Source organism: Alkalibacterium putridalgicola (genome assembly GCF_900109825.1).
Taxonomy (GTDB): Bacteria; Bacillota; Bacilli; order Lactobacillales; family Carnobacteriaceae_A; genus Alkalibacterium; species Alkalibacterium putridalgicola.
In genome coordinates this window covers 33,000-51,173 of the sequence record NZ_FOBL01000006.1, presented here as the reverse complement: position 1 = coordinate 51,173, position 18,174 = coordinate 33,000, and the positions used below count along the sequence as shown (strand labels likewise).

The 18,174-nt window shown below is 43.6% G+C and carries 15 protein-coding genes; 9 read left to right on the top strand and 6 right to left on the bottom strand.

Translation table 11 applies throughout. The features are described 5' to 3' along the window. Positions 1-32: 32 nt before the first annotated feature. Positions 33-992, top strand: coding sequence for an aromatic acid exporter family protein (locus BMX84_RS03195; protein WP_091487155.1), 960 nt, complete (start codon positions 33-35; stop codon positions 990-992). 64 nt (positions 993-1,056) lie between these two features. Here the strand turns inward: BMX84_RS03195 and BMX84_RS03190 are convergent, their stop codons facing one another. From BMX84_RS03190 to BMX84_RS03180, 3 genes are read right to left on the bottom strand one after another with little or no spacing between them, the layout of a single operon-like run. Continuing rightward, the gene (locus tag BMX84_RS03190) at positions 1,057-1,470 is read right to left on the bottom strand and encodes a hypothetical protein (protein ID WP_091487153.1); all 414 of its coding nucleotides are present in this window, start codon (positions 1,468-1,470) and stop codon (positions 1,057-1,059) included. Positions 1,471-1,475: 5 nt separating this feature from the next. Beyond that, a complete protein-coding gene (gene floA, locus BMX84_RS03185; protein WP_091487151.1) occupies positions 1,476-2,465 on the bottom strand; it encodes a flotillin-like protein FloA in 990 nt (329 codons plus the stop codon). Positions 2,466-2,480: 15 nt separating this feature from the next. Further along, positions 2,481-3,083, bottom strand: coding sequence for an NfeD family protein (locus tag BMX84_RS03180; RefSeq protein ID WP_091487150.1), 603 nt, complete (start codon positions 3,081-3,083; stop codon positions 2,481-2,483). A 248-nt stretch (positions 3,084-3,331) separates the two neighbouring features. On the opposite strand from BMX84_RS03180, the gene glgB reads away from it, so the two are divergent. From glgB to BMX84_RS03150, 6 genes are all read left to right on the top strand, one after another. Next, complete coding sequence (gene glgB, locus BMX84_RS03175; RefSeq protein ID WP_091487148.1) at positions 3,332-5,245, top strand: 1,4-alpha-glucan branching protein GlgB; 1,914 nt, start codon at positions 3,332-3,334, stop codon at positions 5,243-5,245. Between the two features lie 51 nt (positions 5,246-5,296). Next, entirely contained in the window at positions 5,297-6,442 is a 1,146-nt protein-coding gene (locus BMX84_RS03170) for a glucose-1-phosphate adenylyltransferase (RefSeq protein ID WP_091487147.1), read from the top strand. Then, positions 6,432-7,610 carry a glucose-1-phosphate adenylyltransferase subunit GlgD gene (glgD, locus tag BMX84_RS03165; protein WP_177165445.1) on the top strand — a complete coding sequence of 393 codons (1,179 nt, stop codon included), beginning with the start codon at positions 6,432-6,434 and terminating at the stop codon, positions 7,608-7,610. The genes BMX84_RS03170 and glgD overlap by 11 nt, the downstream gene beginning before the upstream one ends. 4 nt (positions 7,611-7,614) lie before the next feature. After that, positions 7,615-9,054, top strand: a complete 1,440-nt coding sequence (gene glgA / locus BMX84_RS03160; RefSeq protein ID WP_091487225.1) for a glycogen synthase GlgA — start codon at positions 7,615-7,617, stop codon at positions 9,052-9,054. A 226-nt stretch (positions 9,055-9,280) separates the two neighbouring features. Then, positions 9,281-11,719 carry a glycogen/starch/alpha-glucan phosphorylase gene (locus BMX84_RS03155; RefSeq protein WP_091487144.1) on the top strand — a complete coding sequence of 813 codons (2,439 nt, stop codon included), beginning with the start codon at positions 9,281-9,283 and terminating at the stop codon, positions 11,717-11,719. A 111-nt stretch (positions 11,720-11,830) separates the two neighbouring features. Then, a complete protein-coding gene (locus BMX84_RS03150) occupies positions 11,831-13,081 on the top strand; it encodes an NCS2 family permease (RefSeq protein WP_091487142.1) in 1,251 nt (416 codons plus the stop codon). Positions 13,082-13,405: 324 nt separating this feature from the next. Here BMX84_RS03150 and BMX84_RS03140 read toward each other — a convergent pair whose 3' ends face one another. Next, positions 13,406-14,227, bottom strand: coding sequence for an undecaprenyl-diphosphate phosphatase (locus tag BMX84_RS03140; protein ID WP_091487139.1), 822 nt, complete (start codon positions 14,225-14,227; stop codon positions 13,406-13,408). 190 nt (positions 14,228-14,417) lie between these two features. Here BMX84_RS03140 and BMX84_RS03135 point away from each other — a divergent pair, with 190 nt between their 5' ends. Further along, complete coding sequence (locus BMX84_RS03135; RefSeq protein WP_091487137.1) at positions 14,418-14,924, top strand: PTS sugar transporter subunit IIA; 507 nt, start codon at positions 14,418-14,420, stop codon at positions 14,922-14,924. A gap of 55 nt (positions 14,925-14,979) precedes the next feature. Here the strand turns inward: BMX84_RS03135 and BMX84_RS03130 are convergent, their stop codons facing one another. Together BMX84_RS03130 and BMX84_RS03125 are read right to left on the bottom strand one after the other, a co-directional pair. Further along, positions 14,980-15,603, bottom strand: coding sequence for a flavin reductase family protein (locus BMX84_RS03130; RefSeq protein WP_091487136.1), 624 nt, complete (start codon positions 15,601-15,603; stop codon positions 14,980-14,982). 48 nt (positions 15,604-15,651) lie between these two features. Next, entirely contained in the window at positions 15,652-16,692 is a 1,041-nt protein-coding gene (locus BMX84_RS03125) for a lactonase family protein (RefSeq protein ID WP_091487134.1), read from the bottom strand. A gap of 156 nt (positions 16,693-16,848) precedes the next feature. Here BMX84_RS03125 and BMX84_RS03120 point away from each other — a divergent pair, with 156 nt between their 5' ends. Next, positions 16,849-18,051 carry an AI-2E family transporter gene (locus BMX84_RS03120; RefSeq protein ID WP_246119080.1) on the top strand — a complete coding sequence of 401 codons (1,203 nt, stop codon included), beginning with the start codon at positions 16,849-16,851 and terminating at the stop codon, positions 18,049-18,051. Positions 18,052-18,174 lie beyond the last annotated feature (123 nt).

Genomic DNA, 18,174 nt, shown 5'->3' with positions numbered 1-18,174 from the left:
GTGATCTGAACTGCTGAGGGAGGACGAACTGGATGACCATTAAGCTCAAAACGATAAAAATAGTCCTCGCTACGCTGATATCGATAGTGATCGCTCAACTGCTCAGTCTAGAGTATCCGCTGGCAGCAGGGATCATTGCGATACTTAGTGTTCTGGACACAAAAAAAGAATCGATCACTACGGCATTCCAACGACTGGCGTCAACTTTAGTCGCTTTTTTTATTGCCTCTGTTATTTTTTATCTGTTTGGCTTCTCTGTGCTGACATTCAGCCTCTATTTGTTATTCTATGTCCCCGTTGCATACAGGTACAATCTGCAGTCGGGAATCGCACCTTGTTCCGTTTTAGTCACGCATTTCGTTACGGCAGGAAGTATCGCTGTCTACTGGCAGATAAACGGATTGCTTCTGATGGGTATCGGAGCAGCTGTTGCGATCCTTTTCAATTTGTGGATGCCTTCTTACGAAGAAGATTTGAATCAGAAGGTCGAACTGATCGAGGAGGAACTGCGTCAGTTCTTAAGTCTGTTCTACAGTTATCTCCTGGGCGAAGCCGCCCATCGTGCTCTCAATAATAAAGCGCGTAGTCTAGCGAGTCTTATTGACGAAACAGAAACGATCGCTTTGATGGATTTTGAAAATCAGCTGGTTAACAATAGTGATTACTATATCAAATACGTTCAGATGAGGGAGAGACAGCTGGACCTATTGAAAGTTATGATCGAGAATATAACAGCCGTCCGGCTTGAAACGGATCAGAATACCGCGCTGGCTGAACTTTTCGACGAGATCTCCAAGCAGCTGCACGAAAAGAACACGGGACTGTCTCTGCTGGAACGCATCTCAGTGCTTTATCGTCATTTCAGACAGTCAAAACTGCCTGAAACGCGAGAAGAATTTGAAAGTCGGGCAATCCTTTTTCAAATACTTAGAGACATCGAACGTTTTATTGAAATCAAGAGAGATTTTTTTATCGCTCATTCAGATGAATAAAAAAGCTTCAAACGAGAAAAGACTGAAAAATGTCTTTTCTGTTTGAAGCTTTTATTTGTTTTGCTTAATCGTCACGCATCGATACGGGTTTGTCTAATATTTCTTTATAGACGATCGCTTCCTTAAGCCTGTCTCGATTGAAAGAGGTGGATACTTTCTTCTCTTTCGTTCGGTAAGGGTCTTTTATAGTCACGACGTCTTTGATCATAGGTTTATGGGTCTCTCGTACCGTGTCTCTGGCTCTTGGTGTTCGTGTGTATTTTTCTTCCCGAACTGGACGATTGCTTTTTTGCTTCGTCCTTTTTTCATTTCGTCGGGGGGGTTCAGCCGAATCAATAGGCGCTTTTACTTCACCTTGATAATCAGTGCGCTTCTGATTCGAAGCATTTTTAGTGAGCCTAGTGAAGAAACCAGCGACTGATGAAACGATAGCGAAAAAGATGAGCAGCTGGATGATCCATGCAAATACGAAAGGCATATCGATCACTCTTCTTCTTCAGATGACTGTCCGGATATAGCTGTTCTCATTTCAGTATCAGCATTCACATTTTTCATTTTATAGTAATCCATCACACCAAGATTTCCGCTGCGCAAGGCTTCAGACATTGCAAGAGGGACTTCAGCTTCTGCTTCAACCACTTTGGCACGCATTTTCTGAGTTTCTGCACGCATTTCCTGTTCTTGTGCGATAGCCATCGAGCGGCGTTCTTCAGCTTTAGCCTGCGCGATATTCTTGTCAGCTTCTGCCTGTTCGGTCTGAAGTTTTGCACCGATATTTCGACCGACGTCCACATCTGCGATATCAATGGACAGGATCTCGAAAGCTGTACCGGCATCCAGGCCTTTGCCCAAGACTGTCTGTGAGATCATATCCGGATTTTCCAATACATCAGAGTGCTTTTCGGCGGAACCAACGGTCGTAACGACACCTTCACCCACACGGGCGATGATCGTGTCTTCACCCGCACCACCGACCAAGCGTTCGATGTTTGCGCGTACGGTGACTTTAGCTTTTGCAATGATTTCGATCCCGTCTTTAGCTACTGCAGCGATATCCGGAGTCACGATGACTTTTGGATTGACTGAGACTTGAACAGCTTCAAAAACGTTACGTCCTGCTAAGTCGATCGCAGCGGCTTTTTCGAATTCCAGATCGATTTCAGCTCGGTGAGAAGCAATCAAAGCATCGATCACTGCGTTGACATTCCCTCCGGCCAGATAATGAGCTTCCAGTTCGTCTGTTGACAAATTAAGCCCTGCTTTAGTGGCTTTGATCAGAGGGCGAATGATCGAATGAGGGCTGACTTGACGAAGCCTCATCCCGACCAAAGTGCCGATTCCTACTTTTACTCCTGAGAAGTACGCAGTGACCCATAAGCCGACTGGGACAAAACGAAGGAAAATACTGATCAGCACTAATATGATTACTGCGGTTATGATGATACCAATGTACCCGTTACCTAATAAATCCATAGTCATTTCTCCTATCTATTTTTTTCTGACGGTTATCTTTGTTCCTTTGACTTTATCTACGATTACTGCTGTTCCTTTTGATATGTGTCCCTCAGTGCTTAATACATCATATAGAGTGGGGTCGTCACCAAAAGTTACTTTACCAGACGGGCGGAGCGGCGTTACAGCAACACCTTCGTCTTCAACATGAACCTTTGCTTTTTCGGCTGCATTGTTATTATTTGAACTTTGCATGTTGGTCTGCAGCACAAGTTTATTGACGTTCGACAATGAGTAACCATTTTTAATGAGATAGATGATGACTCCGGCGGTTATGACTACGGATAAACTCAAATCCCTTATCGTCTGACCCAAATCTCCAATGGTCAAATAGAGGCCTGAGATCAGAAGTATGATCCCGATGATACCAGCTGCGCCGAATTCCGGCACGAAAATCTCAAAGACAATGAGCAGAAGTCCTGCTGTAAACAGCACGAGCGGCAGCCATGTCTCGGTTCCGATAAAGTAAAAATAAGCAGAAATGCTTATAAGTGCGAGGCCGGCACCGCTTTTGAAGAATGGCGTGAGGATGGCGACAGCGACTCCTATAAACCCTAAACCTAGTAGTAATCCTTCCATTAGTTTGAATCCTCCTTCCTTCATTTTCGCTAACTATCTTACAACGTCATCATACCATTTTAAGAAAGGGTTGTCATCGGTCGGAAGGCCGATTAAAGATTCGTTAAAATCTTTCGATTGATAACTATTCACAAGATTAAAAGTTTGGTATAGTATAGGTGTTACGTTACAATGGTAATATAATAGGAATCGTCAAAGCCTTTCTTTTACACGGTTTAGGGGGATACTTTTCACAAAGGGGGATATTAATGAGTGAGGAAAAAGAAACATTAGAGTACGATAATAATGATCTGGCATCTTATTATCTATTTAATGAGGGGACACAGTTTGACAGCTATACCACTATGGGGTGTAAAAAAGTGGAGGATGGCTATGTTTTTACCGTCTGGGCACCGAATGCACAGGCAGTGTATCTCGTGGGAGACTTTAATCACTGGTCTGAATTAGATGAGATGCAGAAAGTCGAAGAAACTGGCATGTTCAGACTTAAGGATTCAAGACCTGAAAAGGGTCAATGCTATAAATACAAAGTCATCCAGGCAGATGGAACCGTCGCCTATAAGATAGATCCGTATGCCTATGAGTTTGAGGTCAGACCTAATGACGCATCTGTGGTTAGAGATTTGCCAGCCAAACAGTGGAAAGACGGCTTATGGATGGCTAATCGCAGAAGACTGGAAATCTACAACCGTCCTTTGAATATATATGAAGTTCATTTGAGTTCATGGAAACACCATAAAGATGGTTCATGGTATACGATCGAAGAATTGAAACAGGAATTGATCCCTTATGTAAAAAAACTGGGATATACACATATTGAGTTTATGCCATTGATGGAACACCCACTCGATGCAAGCTGGGGTTATCAGGCCACAGGGTTTTTCGGACTATCGTCCAAGTACGGTACGATCGAAGAGTTACAGGATTTTGTGGAGACGGCTCACCAGGAAAACATCGGTGTCATAATGGACTGGGTACCGGGTCATTTTAATAGAAATGATTATGGACTGGCTTATTTTGATGGGACGCCTCAGTTTGAGTATAGTGACCCGAACCAGGCGAACAACAACCGATGGGGAACACTGAATTTTGATTTAGGTAAAAGTCAGGTGCGCAGTTATTTGATATCGAATGCCTTATTCTGGCTGGAACAGTTCCATCTGGATGGGTTGCGCGTCGACGCGGTCAGCAATATGCTATACCTGGACTATGACCTGGGACCTTGGAAACCGAACGATGAAGGCACGAATGTCAATAAGGCAGGGGTCGCGTTCATTCAGACCTTAAACAAAAAAATATTTGAAAGACATCCGGATGTTCTGATGATGGCCGAAGAAAGTACAGCCTGGCCAAAGGTGACCCATCCCGTACATGAAGGCGGACTGGGCTTCAACTACAAGTGGAACATGGGATGGATGAATGATACGCTTCGCTTCTTTGAAATGGATCCCTTGTTCAGGAAAGATCATTTCAATCTGATCACTTTTTCATTTATGTATACATTCAACGAAAATTATGTCCTGCCGTTTTCGCACGATGAAGTGGTTCACGGCAAGAAATCGATGATGCACAAAATGTTCGGGGACCGCTACAATCAGTTTGCAGGACTGAGAACGATCGAATCTTACCGTATGATGCATCCCGGCAAGAAACTTCAGTTCATGGGAGCTGAATTCGGACAGTTCCTCGAGTGGCGCTTTCAAGAAGGTCTTGAGTGGAACAGTCTGGAAGACCCTATGAACAGGAAGCATTTAGCGTTCACAGAACAGCTCAATGCCTTTTACAAAGAGCATCGCGCGCTTTGGGAAGTGGATCATCAGCCTGACGGTACAGAGATCCTTGATGCAGACAATGCTGATGAGACGATGCTGTTCTTTATGCGTAAAGGCAAGAAGCCAAGAGATTTCCTTATTGTCCTATGCAACTTTGTTCCTGTAGAAAGACAGAGCGTTAAAGTCGGCGTACCTTTCAAGGGACAGTACGAAGAGGTCTGGAATACGGAATGGGAATCACTTGGAGGGACTTGGACGACGTCTCAAGGCGTTTTTAAAACGACTGAAGAAACCGTTCATAACAAAGACTATGCACTTGAAGTCGTACTGCCGGCGCTCAGCGTCGTGGTCCTGAAACCGAAACGTGTTTACGGTGTGCCGAAAAAATAAAAAATTCAGTTAAAGGAGGGAAGGAAGGTCATTTGACACTTCCGAAATAGAATGAAAACTGAAACAGTCGCAATGATATTAGCCGGAGGACAGGGGTCGCGATTAGGAAAATTGACAAAGCAGATCGCTAAACCTGCTGTTCCTTTTGGGGGGAACTATCGCATTATCGACTTTGCACTTTCAAATTGTGCAAATTCTGGAATCGACAATGTAGGGGTCGTTACGCAGTACCAGCCGCTGATCTTGAACAATCACGTAGGCAACGGGGCAAGCTGGGGGCTTAACCGACATAACGGAGAAGCGACGATTCTGCAGCCTTACTCAAGTATGGAAGGTGAGAAGTTCTTTAAAGGAACGGCTCACGCGGTATACCAGAATATTGACTTTATCGACAGGAAAGATCCGGAGTATGTGGTCATTCTTTCAGGCGATCATATTTACAAAATGGATTACCAGAAAATGCTGGACTATCATAAAGAACAGGAGGCTACACTGACAGTAGGAGTCATGCCTGTTCCCTGGGAAGATGCTTCACGGTTCGGCGTTATGAATACAGATAAGACGGATCGTATCATCGAATTCCAGGAAAAACCTGAGAATCCTAAATCGAACTTGGCGTCCATGGGGATCTATATATTTGACTGGCCGGTTCTTAAGAAATATCTCGTTGATAATCAGGCTAAAAACAGACAGCTCACAGACTTCGGTCATCATGTGATACCGGCTTACTTAAGAAACAACGAAGCGATCTATGCTTATTCCTTCGAAGGATACTGGAAAGACGTTGGAACCATTGAAAGTTTATGGAGCGCCAATATGGAGTTCCTTGATCCAAAACACGAACTTGACATCAGAGATAGAAGCTGGCGTGTCTATTCCAACAATCCCAATACAACGCCGCAGTTTCTGACAGAAAGGGCAAAAGCGACCGATTCGATGATCACTGACGGCTGTTATATCGCAGGAGAAGTGGAACATTCCATCCTTTCTCACAGCGTAAAGCTTGGTGAAAACTCACTTGTCAAAGATTCATTCGTTATGCCGAATGCAGTGATCGGCAAGAATGTCAAAATCGAAAAAGCGATCATCGGCGAAGGTGCGCATATCCATGATGGCACTGAAATAATCGGAACGGATGATAATATTGAAGTTGTGGGCTATGATGAAGAAGTGGGAGGCTATTCAGATGAGAACTAAAATCGCGCCAATATTAAATCTAGTGGAAAATAGTGAGAAACTCATGCCGCTGACTAAGAGAAGACCGCTGGCATCTTTGCCGTTCGGCTGCCGCTACCGTCTGATCGATTTCCCCTTTTCCAGTCTGTCGAGCATAGAAGCTTCTTCAGCCGCCCTTTTCATAGGAGGTTCGGGACACTCTCTGTACGACCATATCAGATCTGGAGCGACTTGGGGGCTTGAATCCTCTGTCGGAGGCGGTGTGTTCACGCATTCTCATATCAATCTGAAAGCAGAACTTGAGGATAATGATGGTTATATCGGTAATTATTACGAAGACCACTACCACTATGTCTCTCGTTCGAATGCAGAGTATGTGATCCTCATGGGGTCAAGTATGCTTTCAAACATTCGTCTGGATTCGCTTCTTCAGTTCCACGAAAAGAAAAAAAGCGACGTAACCGTGATTTATAAGAAAATCAAGCGCAGTGAAGTTCGGGAAGATTCGATCTATTCGTCGCTCATCATGAGTAAAAATGACGATGACTGTGTCGAAGGCTCACGTCCAGTGACAGAAATATCTGACCAGGACGCAGACCTTCTTATAAACATGGAAATGATGATCATGAGCAAAGACAAGTTCTTGACCTATCTGTTTGAAGCCAAGAATCAGCATGTGGATATCACGACAGACAATTTGATCAAATTCAGCAGAGAGGCCGATGACGAGATATACGGTTTCGAGTATACAGGTTATCTGAAAGTTATCGAAGACATCAGAAGCTACTACCAGGCAAATATGGATATGCTGAATGAAGACAACTTCAATGCTTTGTTCTATCGGGCCAATCCGGTACTTACCAAGCCTAAAAATTCAGCACCGACTTATTACGGAAAACAGTCGGAAATCAATAATGCACAGTTTGCCAATGACTGTGAGATCTACGGCAGCGTTAAAAATTCGATGATCTTCCGTAAAGTGTCGATTGCCGAAGGCGCGAATGTCGAGGACTCGATCATCATGCAGGACTGCTGCATCGAGGAAGATGTCCATTTGAAACATGTCATTCTTGATAAGCACGTTTATGTCAAGAAGGGTGCCAGACTGGAAGGAACAGCCGAAGAGCCGATAGTTGTATCTAAAGACAGTATCATTCATGCAGAAGGAGATATAGAGGAAGGTGAATAAAAAAATGAAACTATTATTTGCCGCCTCGGAGTGCGCGCCCTTTTTCAAAACAGGCGGCCTCGGTGATGTGATGGGAGCCTTACCCAAAGAGCTAGCAGAGAATGGACATGACGTCCGCGTCGTGCTGCCGTACTTTGTACAGAAATTGGATGAAGAAACCAAGGCTCAGCTGGAAGACGTCACCGATTTCACAGTAGAAGTTGGCTGGCGCCATCAGTACTGTGGGATAAAAAAACTGGAAAAAGATTCAGTAACCTATTATTTTATCGATAACCTCTTTTATTTCGACCGTTCAGGACTGTATGATTACGGTGACGACGGCGAGCGCTTTGCTTTCTTTCAGCAGGCTGCTATCGAAATGCTTGAGAAGATCGATTTTATTCCCGATGTTTTCCATGTCAATGACTGGCAGACCGCGATGATTCCTGTGCTGCTTAAAGATAAGTATGCCTGGATCAATGCACTGAAAGACATCAAGACAGTGATCACGATCCATAACATCCTCTATCAGGGAGTATATGATCAGTATATTCTGTCTGATCTCTACAATATCGGTTATGCTGCTTTCCATGAAGAAGGCTTGAAGTACGGGGATAAAGTCTGCTGGCTGAAAGGTGCCTTGTATTATTCTGACTTGGTCACGACAGTCAGTCCGACCTATGCAGAAGAGATCAAAACACCCGAGTTCGGCTACGGTCTGGATAATGATTTGCGAAAGATCAGCCATAAACTGGTCGGGATTTTGAACGGTATCGATTACGATACCTATGATCCCGAGACAGATGAAACGGTCCCTTACAACTTTTCTACAGAAGATCTAAGCGGCAAGGCTAAAAACAAGCAGGCCCTGCAGGAGAAGGTGGGGCTGCCTGAAGACGACGATATAGCTCTTATCGGCGTCGTCACACGTCTTGACGAACAAAAAGGCGTGCAGCTCATCGTCGATGCCATGGAAGAACTGCTCACCTACCGGAATGTGCAGTTCGTACTGCTTGGCACAGGCAAGCCGTACTTTGAAGATGCTTTCAGATATTTCACTGACAAGTATCCGGATACTTGTCAGGCGATCATCCACTTTGACAGTAAACTGGCTCAGTGGATCTATGCCGGTGTGGATTTCTTCCTCATGCCTTCAGAATTCGAGCCTTGCGGTTTGTCTCAGCTTAACTCTTTAAGATACGGCACGCTGCCTATCGTTCATGAAGTAGGCGGTCTAGTCGATACGATCGATCCTTATAATCCGGTAACGGATGAAGGGAACGGGTTTAGTTTTTATGACTTCAATACACAGACGATGCTGGACACGATCGACCGTGCGTTGACTTTGTATTACGATAAACCCGAAAGTTTCAAAAAGCTTCAGATAAGAGCTATGAAGCAAGATAACAGCTGGGAAAAATCGGCACAGGAGTATATTGAAAAATATAAATATCTCGTTTATTAAAAGGGAGAGCTCGTATGACCGGGAAGATACTGGTCGTACGAGCTTTTCATTGAAATAGTAGAAGATTCGACATATGTTACACGATTAACATATCTGATCAAAAGAATGGATAATACACGTTATTATATGCAGATTGGTCTAGCAGCTTGAAACAAGAGCCTTACAAGTATCTTTTCTTATTTTTACCTTTGGGGTATACTTGTTATCAACACATGGAGGTATGCTTATGACACTAACAGTTAAAGAGTTCATAAAAGATTTTAAAGTACAGTTTCAAAGTATGTACGCTTATTCTTATGAAGAAGGATCTACCGAGCAGTTATACAATGCTCTTGGCATGTACGTGAAAAATTATTTGTCAGGCAACTGGAAAGAAACACGAGAGAAATACGTGAAGAACAGCGTCAAGCAGGTCTTTTATTTTTCAATGGAATTTCTTCCCGGACGGCAGCTGGAAAGCAATGCCTATAATTTAGGTTTGCTTGATACGATTAGAGAAGGGCTGCAGGAGATGGGACTTTCCTTTGATGAATTAGAAGAGGCCGAAGCAGATCCAGCACTTGGAAACGGCGGACTGGGACGCCTGGCTTCCTGCTTTATGGATTCCTTAGCCTCTCTGGGCATCCCCGGCAACGGCAACGGCATCCGTTATCAATATGGACTTTTCAGACAGAAATTTGTGGACGGCTATCAGGTCGAACTGCCTGAAAACTGGCTGCGACACAGAAACATCTGGGAAACACGGAACGACAAATCCACCTGTATGGTAAGGTTCGGCGGCAATGTCTGGCTAGAAGAAAACCATCTAGGATTCATGGAAGCCAAGTACGAGAATACTTTGAATGTCCTGGCCGTTCCTTATGATACGCCAATGGTCGGGTACCGAAATGATATAGTAAACAACTTAAGACTTTGGTCAGCAGAGATCCCGATCGATGAGGAAGAGAATTATCATACGCTGGAAGCGACTGAACCGATCAAAGAGATCACGCAAGTCCTGTATCCGGATGATTCTAATTATGAAGGCCGTCTTTTAAGACTGAAACAGGAATATTTCATGGTTTCTGCAGGTGTCCAGTCGATCCTGCGTCATTTCAGAAAGTACAATCTTCCAAGAAAAAATATACCAGATAAAGTAGCTATTCATATCAATGATACACATCCAGCGCTAGTGATTCCGGAAATGATGCGCATCCTTCTTGATGAAGAGCACTTGACTTGGGAGCAGGCGTGGGAGATCACTTTCAAGACATGCAGCTATACTAACCATACTATTTTAAGAGAAGCACTTGAAAAGTGGCCGATCGATATGATGAAGGATCTGCTTCCTCGTATCTACATGATCATTGAGGAAATCAATCGTCGCTTCGTGGAAACCACGATGCCGATCTACGGTGAACGTATCACGTGGCAGACAGCTATATTGCAGAACGGGGTCGTCAACATGGCTCATCTGGCTGTTATCGGCAGTCACAGTGTCAACGGTGTAGCTAAGCTGCATACAGAGATCTTGATGAACGATGTATTGAAAGATTTCTTTGAACTCTACCCTGAACGTTTCAACAACAAAACGAATGGGATCACTCAAAGACGATGGGTGCATTTGTCTAATCCAGGCCTGACTCAGCTTATTGACAAAAAGATCGGTGAAGAGTGGAAGACGAATCCATCAGAGCTGAAGGTATTCAAGAGTTTTGAAAAAGACAAGAAAACTCTTCAGAAGCTGGCAGACATAAAACTTGAAAACAAACAGCGTTTAGCTGATTATATCGAAGAAGTCAAAGGGGTCAAGGTCGATCCGAAAGCTATCTTTGATGTTCAGATCAAGCGTCTGCATGCTTACAAGCGTCAGCATCTGAATCTGCTCCACATTCTTCATCGCTACCTTGAAATCAAAGAGAACCCGACAGCAGACTATGTCCCGCGCGTCTTTATTTTTGGGGCGAAGGCGGCACCAAGTTATATTTATGCCAAACAGATCATCAAAGTCATCAACTCCTTAGCAAATCTGGTCAATAACGATCCGGATGTCGGCGACAAGCTGAAGATCGTCTTCTTCGAGAACTACGGCGTATCGCTTGCAGAGAAGATCATCCCTGCGGCAGACGTCAGCGAACAGATTTCTCTAGCCAGTATGGAGGCTTCAGGAACAAGCAATATGAAACTGATGGCTAACGGTGCGTTGACGCTGGCGACGCTTGACGGTGCTAATATCGAGATCAAAGATTTTGTAGGTCAGGAGAATATGTTCATTTTCGGCCTTTCAAGCAATGAAGTATATGATTTGAAGGCAGCAGGGGACTATAATGCCCGAGGCATATACGAGTCGAACGAAAAACTGCGCCGTACACTTGATGCTTTGACAGACGGGACGATCCCAGGTCTGCAGGACGAGGGTTACGCGATATTCGATTCACTGGTCAATTATAATGACGAGTATTTTGTGCTGAAAGATTTTGACTCGTATATCGAAGCACAGAGAAAAGTGGATGAACTTTACAAGGATCAAAAAGAGTGGACACGCAAGTCTCTTATAAATATTGCGTCGTCTGCACCATTTTCAGCTGACTATACGATCAAACGTTATGCAGATGATATCTGGAAAGCAAAACAATGCAGCGAGCAATCGACGGGTGTCGAACCTTTAGATGGACCGATAGCTTAATTACAAAGAGTAGCTTGTCTCCTTTCTGGGGGCAAGTTTTTCTTTTCATTTGAGTTGAATCTTGTTAAACTGAAATGTGCTGTCAAATAAATAGAAAGAGGCTATTATTCAATGTTTAAACGATTTGATTTAACTCAGAACAATACGACGGTCAGACAGGAAGTCTTGGCTGGTTTAGTGACATTTTTCTCCATTTCCTATGTCCTGTTCGTCAATCCGATGATCTTGGGACAGGCTGGCGTACCCAGCGAATACAGTGTTTTTTCTACTATTTTCATCTCGGCTATAGGCAGTTTTTTGATGGGATGGTTTGCAAACGTTCCCTTGGCCATGGCTCCGGGCATGGGGGAGAATGCGTTCTTCACCTTTACTTTAGTGGCCGCTATCGGTCTGACCTGGCAGTCGAGTCTGGGGGTCGTCGTTGTTTCAGGGGCGATCTTCACCTTGCTCGCTTTGAGCGGCGTGATGAGTAAACTGAGCCAGTCTATACCAACGATGCTGAAACAGGCGATCACTGTCGGTATCGGACTGTTTCTGATGCTGATCGGATTTGAAAATATGGGTGTTTTAACTGAAGGCGCCCTTCAGTGGAATACGGTGGGTATCCTCGGACTGATTTTTGTGATTTTGATCAAACGCTTTGAAGTCAAAGGCGGGTTCCTCTATACGATCCTGTTTACGACACTGCTTTACTGGGTGATTTATTTTGATTCCTTTGAACCGGTTTCTTTTGATCTGGGATCGCTCTTTAGTTTCGGAGAACTCGTTACCGCTATCGATTTCAGCCAGCTGCTGACCGTCGAATTTCTACTTGGTGTTTTTTCACTCACGATGCTTTTAATGTTTGAAACGATCGGAATGATCGAAGCCCTTCTGTCAGACAAAGAAAGAAGTTTAAAAGCTTATAAGATGGGGGCTATTGCAGGTTTTCTCTCAGGTCTTTTAGGAACCAGCCCGGCCATCCCGGTTGCAGAAAACGGAGCCGGTATCGCTGAAGGTGGGCGAACTGGCTTAACCGCTATGACTACTGGTGTTATGTTCCTTCTGGCATTGGTCCTTACGCCTTTTTTATCTTATATTCCTTCAGAAGCGGTGGGGCCTGTGATCGTTGCGACGGGAGCGTCAATGGCATTGACAGTCAGATCGATCCAGGTAGAAAAAAACCTGGAGTGGCTTCCGCTCGCTGCGATCATTGCCTTGATCCCGCTTACCGGCAGTATCGTGGACGGCATGGCTTATGGTTTCATCGCCTATCCCTTTGTACAGATTATTATAGGAAAAAAAGTGAAACTGAGCCTTGTTCAGTGGACCGTGAGCGGTCTGTTCCTGCTCACGCTTCTTGCGACCTATTTCTTAATATAATAGGGTAAAAGTCTTTGGACTTGGCTATGTTGTGAATCGAATGATCAAAAGAGACGGTGGGAAGGGAGTTGATGGCGTTAGAGACCGCTACTTCTCCTTTATGGTACGGAACTTCTTCTTGAAAAGAGTTAGGAATATGTTTATGGAAAGAGCGAGCTCAGAACATGTTCCAAAAGCTATAATAGAACACACTGACGTAATAATTAACCGGAAACGTGTCTTGAAGCATTCAAGCAGATCAGAAGGCCTTATAAAGTCTAAAAATAAAAATGAAAGAAGAGGATGGGTCGCAGTACGACCCCATCCTCTTCTTCATTATCTAGATTAACCTAGCACTGCAAAATACCCGATGACGACCAGTCCGATAACGATCCGGTACCAGCCGAATGAACTGAAATCGTTCTTTCTGATGTAATTCATTAAGAACTTGATGGCAAAGATCGAGACCACGAAAGAAAAAAGACAGCCGACGAGAAGTATCACAAGTTCTGCCGGTGTGAAACTGAAACCGAAACCGATTAGTTTGAGTAGGCTGGCGCCTAACATGACCGGGATCGACAGGAAGAACGAATATTCTGCCGCGATTGGTCTGGCGGTTCCGATCAGGATGGCTCCGACGATCGTCGCCCCGGACCGTGATGTCCCGGGTATTAGAGCCAGGACCTGGAAGAAACCGATCATCAAGGCGACTTTGTAGGTCAGTTGTTCCCAAGTTGCTATTTTCGGTGCTTTCCCTTCGTTCATCTTCTCAATGACGATGAACGCAATACCGTAGACGATAAGCGCCACAGAAACGGTCTGCCAGTTATAGAAGACATCATTGATCATATCCTCGAACAGCAAGCCGAATACGCCGGCAGGAATCACCCCGATGACGACTTTCAGCCAGATATGCCACGTTTCCTTTTTCTGAGTCTCCGTCTTATCCCCGTCGAAAGGATTGAGCTTCTTGAAAAAGATGATGATGACAGCCAGTATCGATGCGAGCTGGATGACGACAAAAAACATTTCTTTAAACGCCTCGCTCGTATTCAAGACAAGAAACTCATCGAACAGGATCATATGTCCTGTACTTGAGATGGGGAGCCATTCAGTGATCCCCTGAACGATGCCGAGAATGATTGATTTAATTATTTCAATAAACACGTAATTATCTCCTTCAAAAAATTTATTCGCTTAATCATAATATCGAACTTAAGCATAAAATGCCAGATGAATCGCCTTTTTTAATGTAAAAATCATTTTGGTTCAAGATTCCTTTAGAGTGTGCTATTATTAATACTAAGGTAGTAGTGAATAAAACTATAATACGTAACTAAAGAAAGTAGGGAGAAATATGGGCGTTTTTGATTTTCTGAAAGGTAAAGGTAATGAATCAAAAAATCCAAAAGTAACTTTGACCAGTCCGGTTAACGGTAAGGTGATTCCAATAGAAGAAGTGGAAGATCCAGTCTTTTCTCAAAAAATGATGGGTGATGGCTTTGGCATTGTACCTAGTGACGGTGATGTGTTTGCACCGGGGCCCGGGAAAGTTGTCAGCGTTTTTCCTACCCAGCATGCCGTAGGTCTTGAACTGGATAACGGTGTCGAAGTGCTTGTTCACATAGGTATCGATACAGTTGAACTTGAAGGCGGCCCGTTTGATACATTAGTTAAAGAGGGCGATACCGTCACTTCTGAAACGAAAATATCTACTGTTGATCTTAGCGGACTGAAAGAAGCCGGCAAAAAAGAAACAGTGATCGTCGTCTTTACGAATATGGATCAGGTCGATGATTATTCTTTAAATACTACAGGAGAAACGACCAAAGGCACCGAAATCGGTACAGTGACTTCTAAATAATTTTAAACTAAAAAGCGTATCTGGGTAACTTGTCCAGATACGCTTTTTGAATTTTTTAACTTGTCGGACGAATGATAGAGATGATATCGCCTAAAGCAGAATAATCCATTCCAGATAAACGGGCCATAGGTTCCAGCTTGTCAGCCAGAATGTAATCTCTGTCTGCATCGAAGACCTCTTCATTGAAGTGGAAATCTGTCACTTTCAGGAGAAAGTGATCCGTAACGATTTCATCTGCCTCGTTTTTTATGGGAACGTACTGATACAGCACGGTTTCAAAACGAATCAGGGCTTCCTCGACGCCGGGGACGCTGACCGTACTGCTTTCCGTTAAATGAAGGTCTGTCCGGTCAAGTTCGCTTTCGTCAGAAGCAAGCGGTGCAGAGGTTTCGTTCATATCTTCAGTCAACGGTCTGCTGACGATATGAATCACGGCTTCTTTCTGATTTAAAATATTTTCCGCTGTGTCTTTTGATTTTTCATTGGTCCTTAAAATCGAAACAGAAAGCAGCGGGATCTGATTGGAAGCCACACTGAAAAAACTGAAGGGGGCTAAATTAACGATGCCTGCTGATTGATTAAGTGACGTGATCCAGGCGATAGGTCGCGGGATCACACTTCCTGTCAGAAATTTATATTGCTGCTTTAATGATAAATCATCTGTTTTAAAATGATGCATAGGCTCTCCTTTGATACGTAGTGATGATAATAGTGGAAAGTTAATGATTTAAGACTGGAACTTCACGCAGATTACTTCAGGTGCAAAGATGTCTTTCTGCAGAAGAGAAAGTGTCCCGTCCTGTTCATTTCTTTCAAATAAAGTCAGATTATCTGAATCCTGGTGGCCGACGACCACAAAGCGTTCAGTAGGGTCAAGATTGAAGTCACGAGGCGTTTCCCCTTCAGTCGGCGTATAATTGATCAAAGATAAGGTCCCATCTTCAGCCACTGCATAAATAACAATGGAATCATGTCCGCGATTGGATGCATAGACAAACTTGCCATCTGAAGAAACCCGAATAGCAGCTCCGCCGTTAAATGATTCATGTTCTTTTGGTATGGATGAGATAGTCTGGATCGGACTCAACGTGCCATTTTGATTATTGTAGCTAAAGACGATGACGTCACTGCTCAACTCTCCGAAAACATAGGCAAAGCGGTTGTTTGGATGAAAAACCACATGTCGAGGTCCGGTTCCAGGTGAGACAGAAATCACATCACTGACAGTCAGTTTGTTCTCTTCGTCTAACGTGTACATAACGACTTCATCGGTCCCCAGATCACAGGCAACCAGGAACTGACCGTCTGGCGTCAAATCAAAATAATGGGCATGAGGCGACTGCTGATTTTCATGAACGGATTTTCCAGAGTGAGTATGTTTGTCTGCTAATGACAAGTCACCTTCATCAGAAGTTGTGTAAACACAAACCTCCCCTTTATGATAGTTGGCTGTATAGACAAGGTTCCGAGACTGATCGTAAGCAATATAGCAGGGCGGTGCGCCTTCTTCAAAGACACTGTCTGCTTCTATATATGAGTCTGTCTCATTACTGCGTTTATATGATGTGATGCCGCCTTTGCCATCAGATGACTTAGCTATGGAAAAAAGCAGGCTGTAGTCATCGTTACCTGCAAGATAAGTAGGGCTTTCGACGTTCACTTCTTCTTTCAACCCTGTCAGCTGTTTGTTCTGTTCATCTAATTCTATACTGTAGATCCCGTTGCTTTTCCTTTTCGTATATGTGCCCAGCATAATTTTCTGAGTCATAATGCATTCCTCCTGAAATCGATTGTATTCACTTAAATAGTATAACAGATTTCAGAAGACGGGTACAAAAAGAGAAAGACTTTGCATGTGTAAATGTATATGTGTACCTGTTGATCAAAGGTGTATGCTAAAATATAAGTAACGAGCAGGGAGTGGGTGAAAATTTTGAACAAGGAAGAAAAGAACGACCATTCAAAAAAATGGAATGATACCTGGTTCTGGAAGCAGATCATAGACAATAAACTTGTGACGGTACTTCTGATAATATTTCTTCTGGCATTGAATATTTTTATGGTCGCCCGTATTTCCTATATATTTGAACCGATCGAAATAGCTTTCAGCATCATCGGTCCGCCGATTATTTTTGCGGTTATTTTTTACTACCTTCTTACCCCGCTGGTCGACTGGCTGGAGGAGAGAAGGTTCTCGAGGAACACGGCGATCGCCTTCGTGTTCAGCGTCGTCATGTTGCTTATTGTAGGAGGAATGAATTATATCGTTCCCATAATACAGAGACAGGTGGCATCACTCATTGATATATGGCCGGAGTATTGGAGTAACTTTATCGGTCAAGTCGAGAGTCTTTTAAATATAGAAGTTCTGTCTAACTTTATGAATCAGACAGAAGATACCTCTTTTGTTGAAACCTTGACAGAACAGACGACCTCGGTTTTAAATGCCACAGTTGGCGGGATCGGCAGTGTTATCGGGACGATCACCCGGATATTCATCACTTTGTTTACTATGCCGTTTGTACTCTTTTACTTACTCAAGGATGGAAAAAAGATTCCTTACAGACTCTCCCGGTTTATTCCTACAAAGGCACGACCGACGGTAAATAAGCTGCTGACGGATATTAACAGACAGATCAGTTATTATGTCAGAGGACAACTGATTGTTGCTATCTTTGTCGGTTTCATGTTTTATATCGGCTTCTCGATCATAGGGCTGGATTTTGCTTTGACCTTAGGTATATTTGCAGGATTTTTAAATCTCATTCCGTATTTGGGTTCATTCATTGCAACTATTCCCGCACTCATCATTGCAGTCGTTGATTCACCGTTCATGCTCTTTAAAGTACTCATTGTTTTCGGTGTCGAACAGCTGCTGGAGGGGCGTGTGGTTTCGCCACAGGTGTTAGGGAATTCTTTAAAGATACATCCGGTGAATATAATTTTTCTTCTGCTGATTGCCGGACGCTTATTTGGTCTCATGGGAGTCGTTTTTGGGATCCCGGGATACGCCATAATAAAGATAGTTGTATCGATGCTTTTCCAATGGTATAAGAAGTATTCAAATCTTTATGAAGAGGAAACAACACCGGAAATATCCGATGAAGTCGTTGAAACAACTGAATAAACACTGCATCTTAGTTCTGTTTTATGCGAACTAAGATGTAATTTTTTGAAATTTATCTCTTGCATTATGACAAGCTGTCACATATATTAACATAATATGACATCTTGTCATTTTTTTATTTTG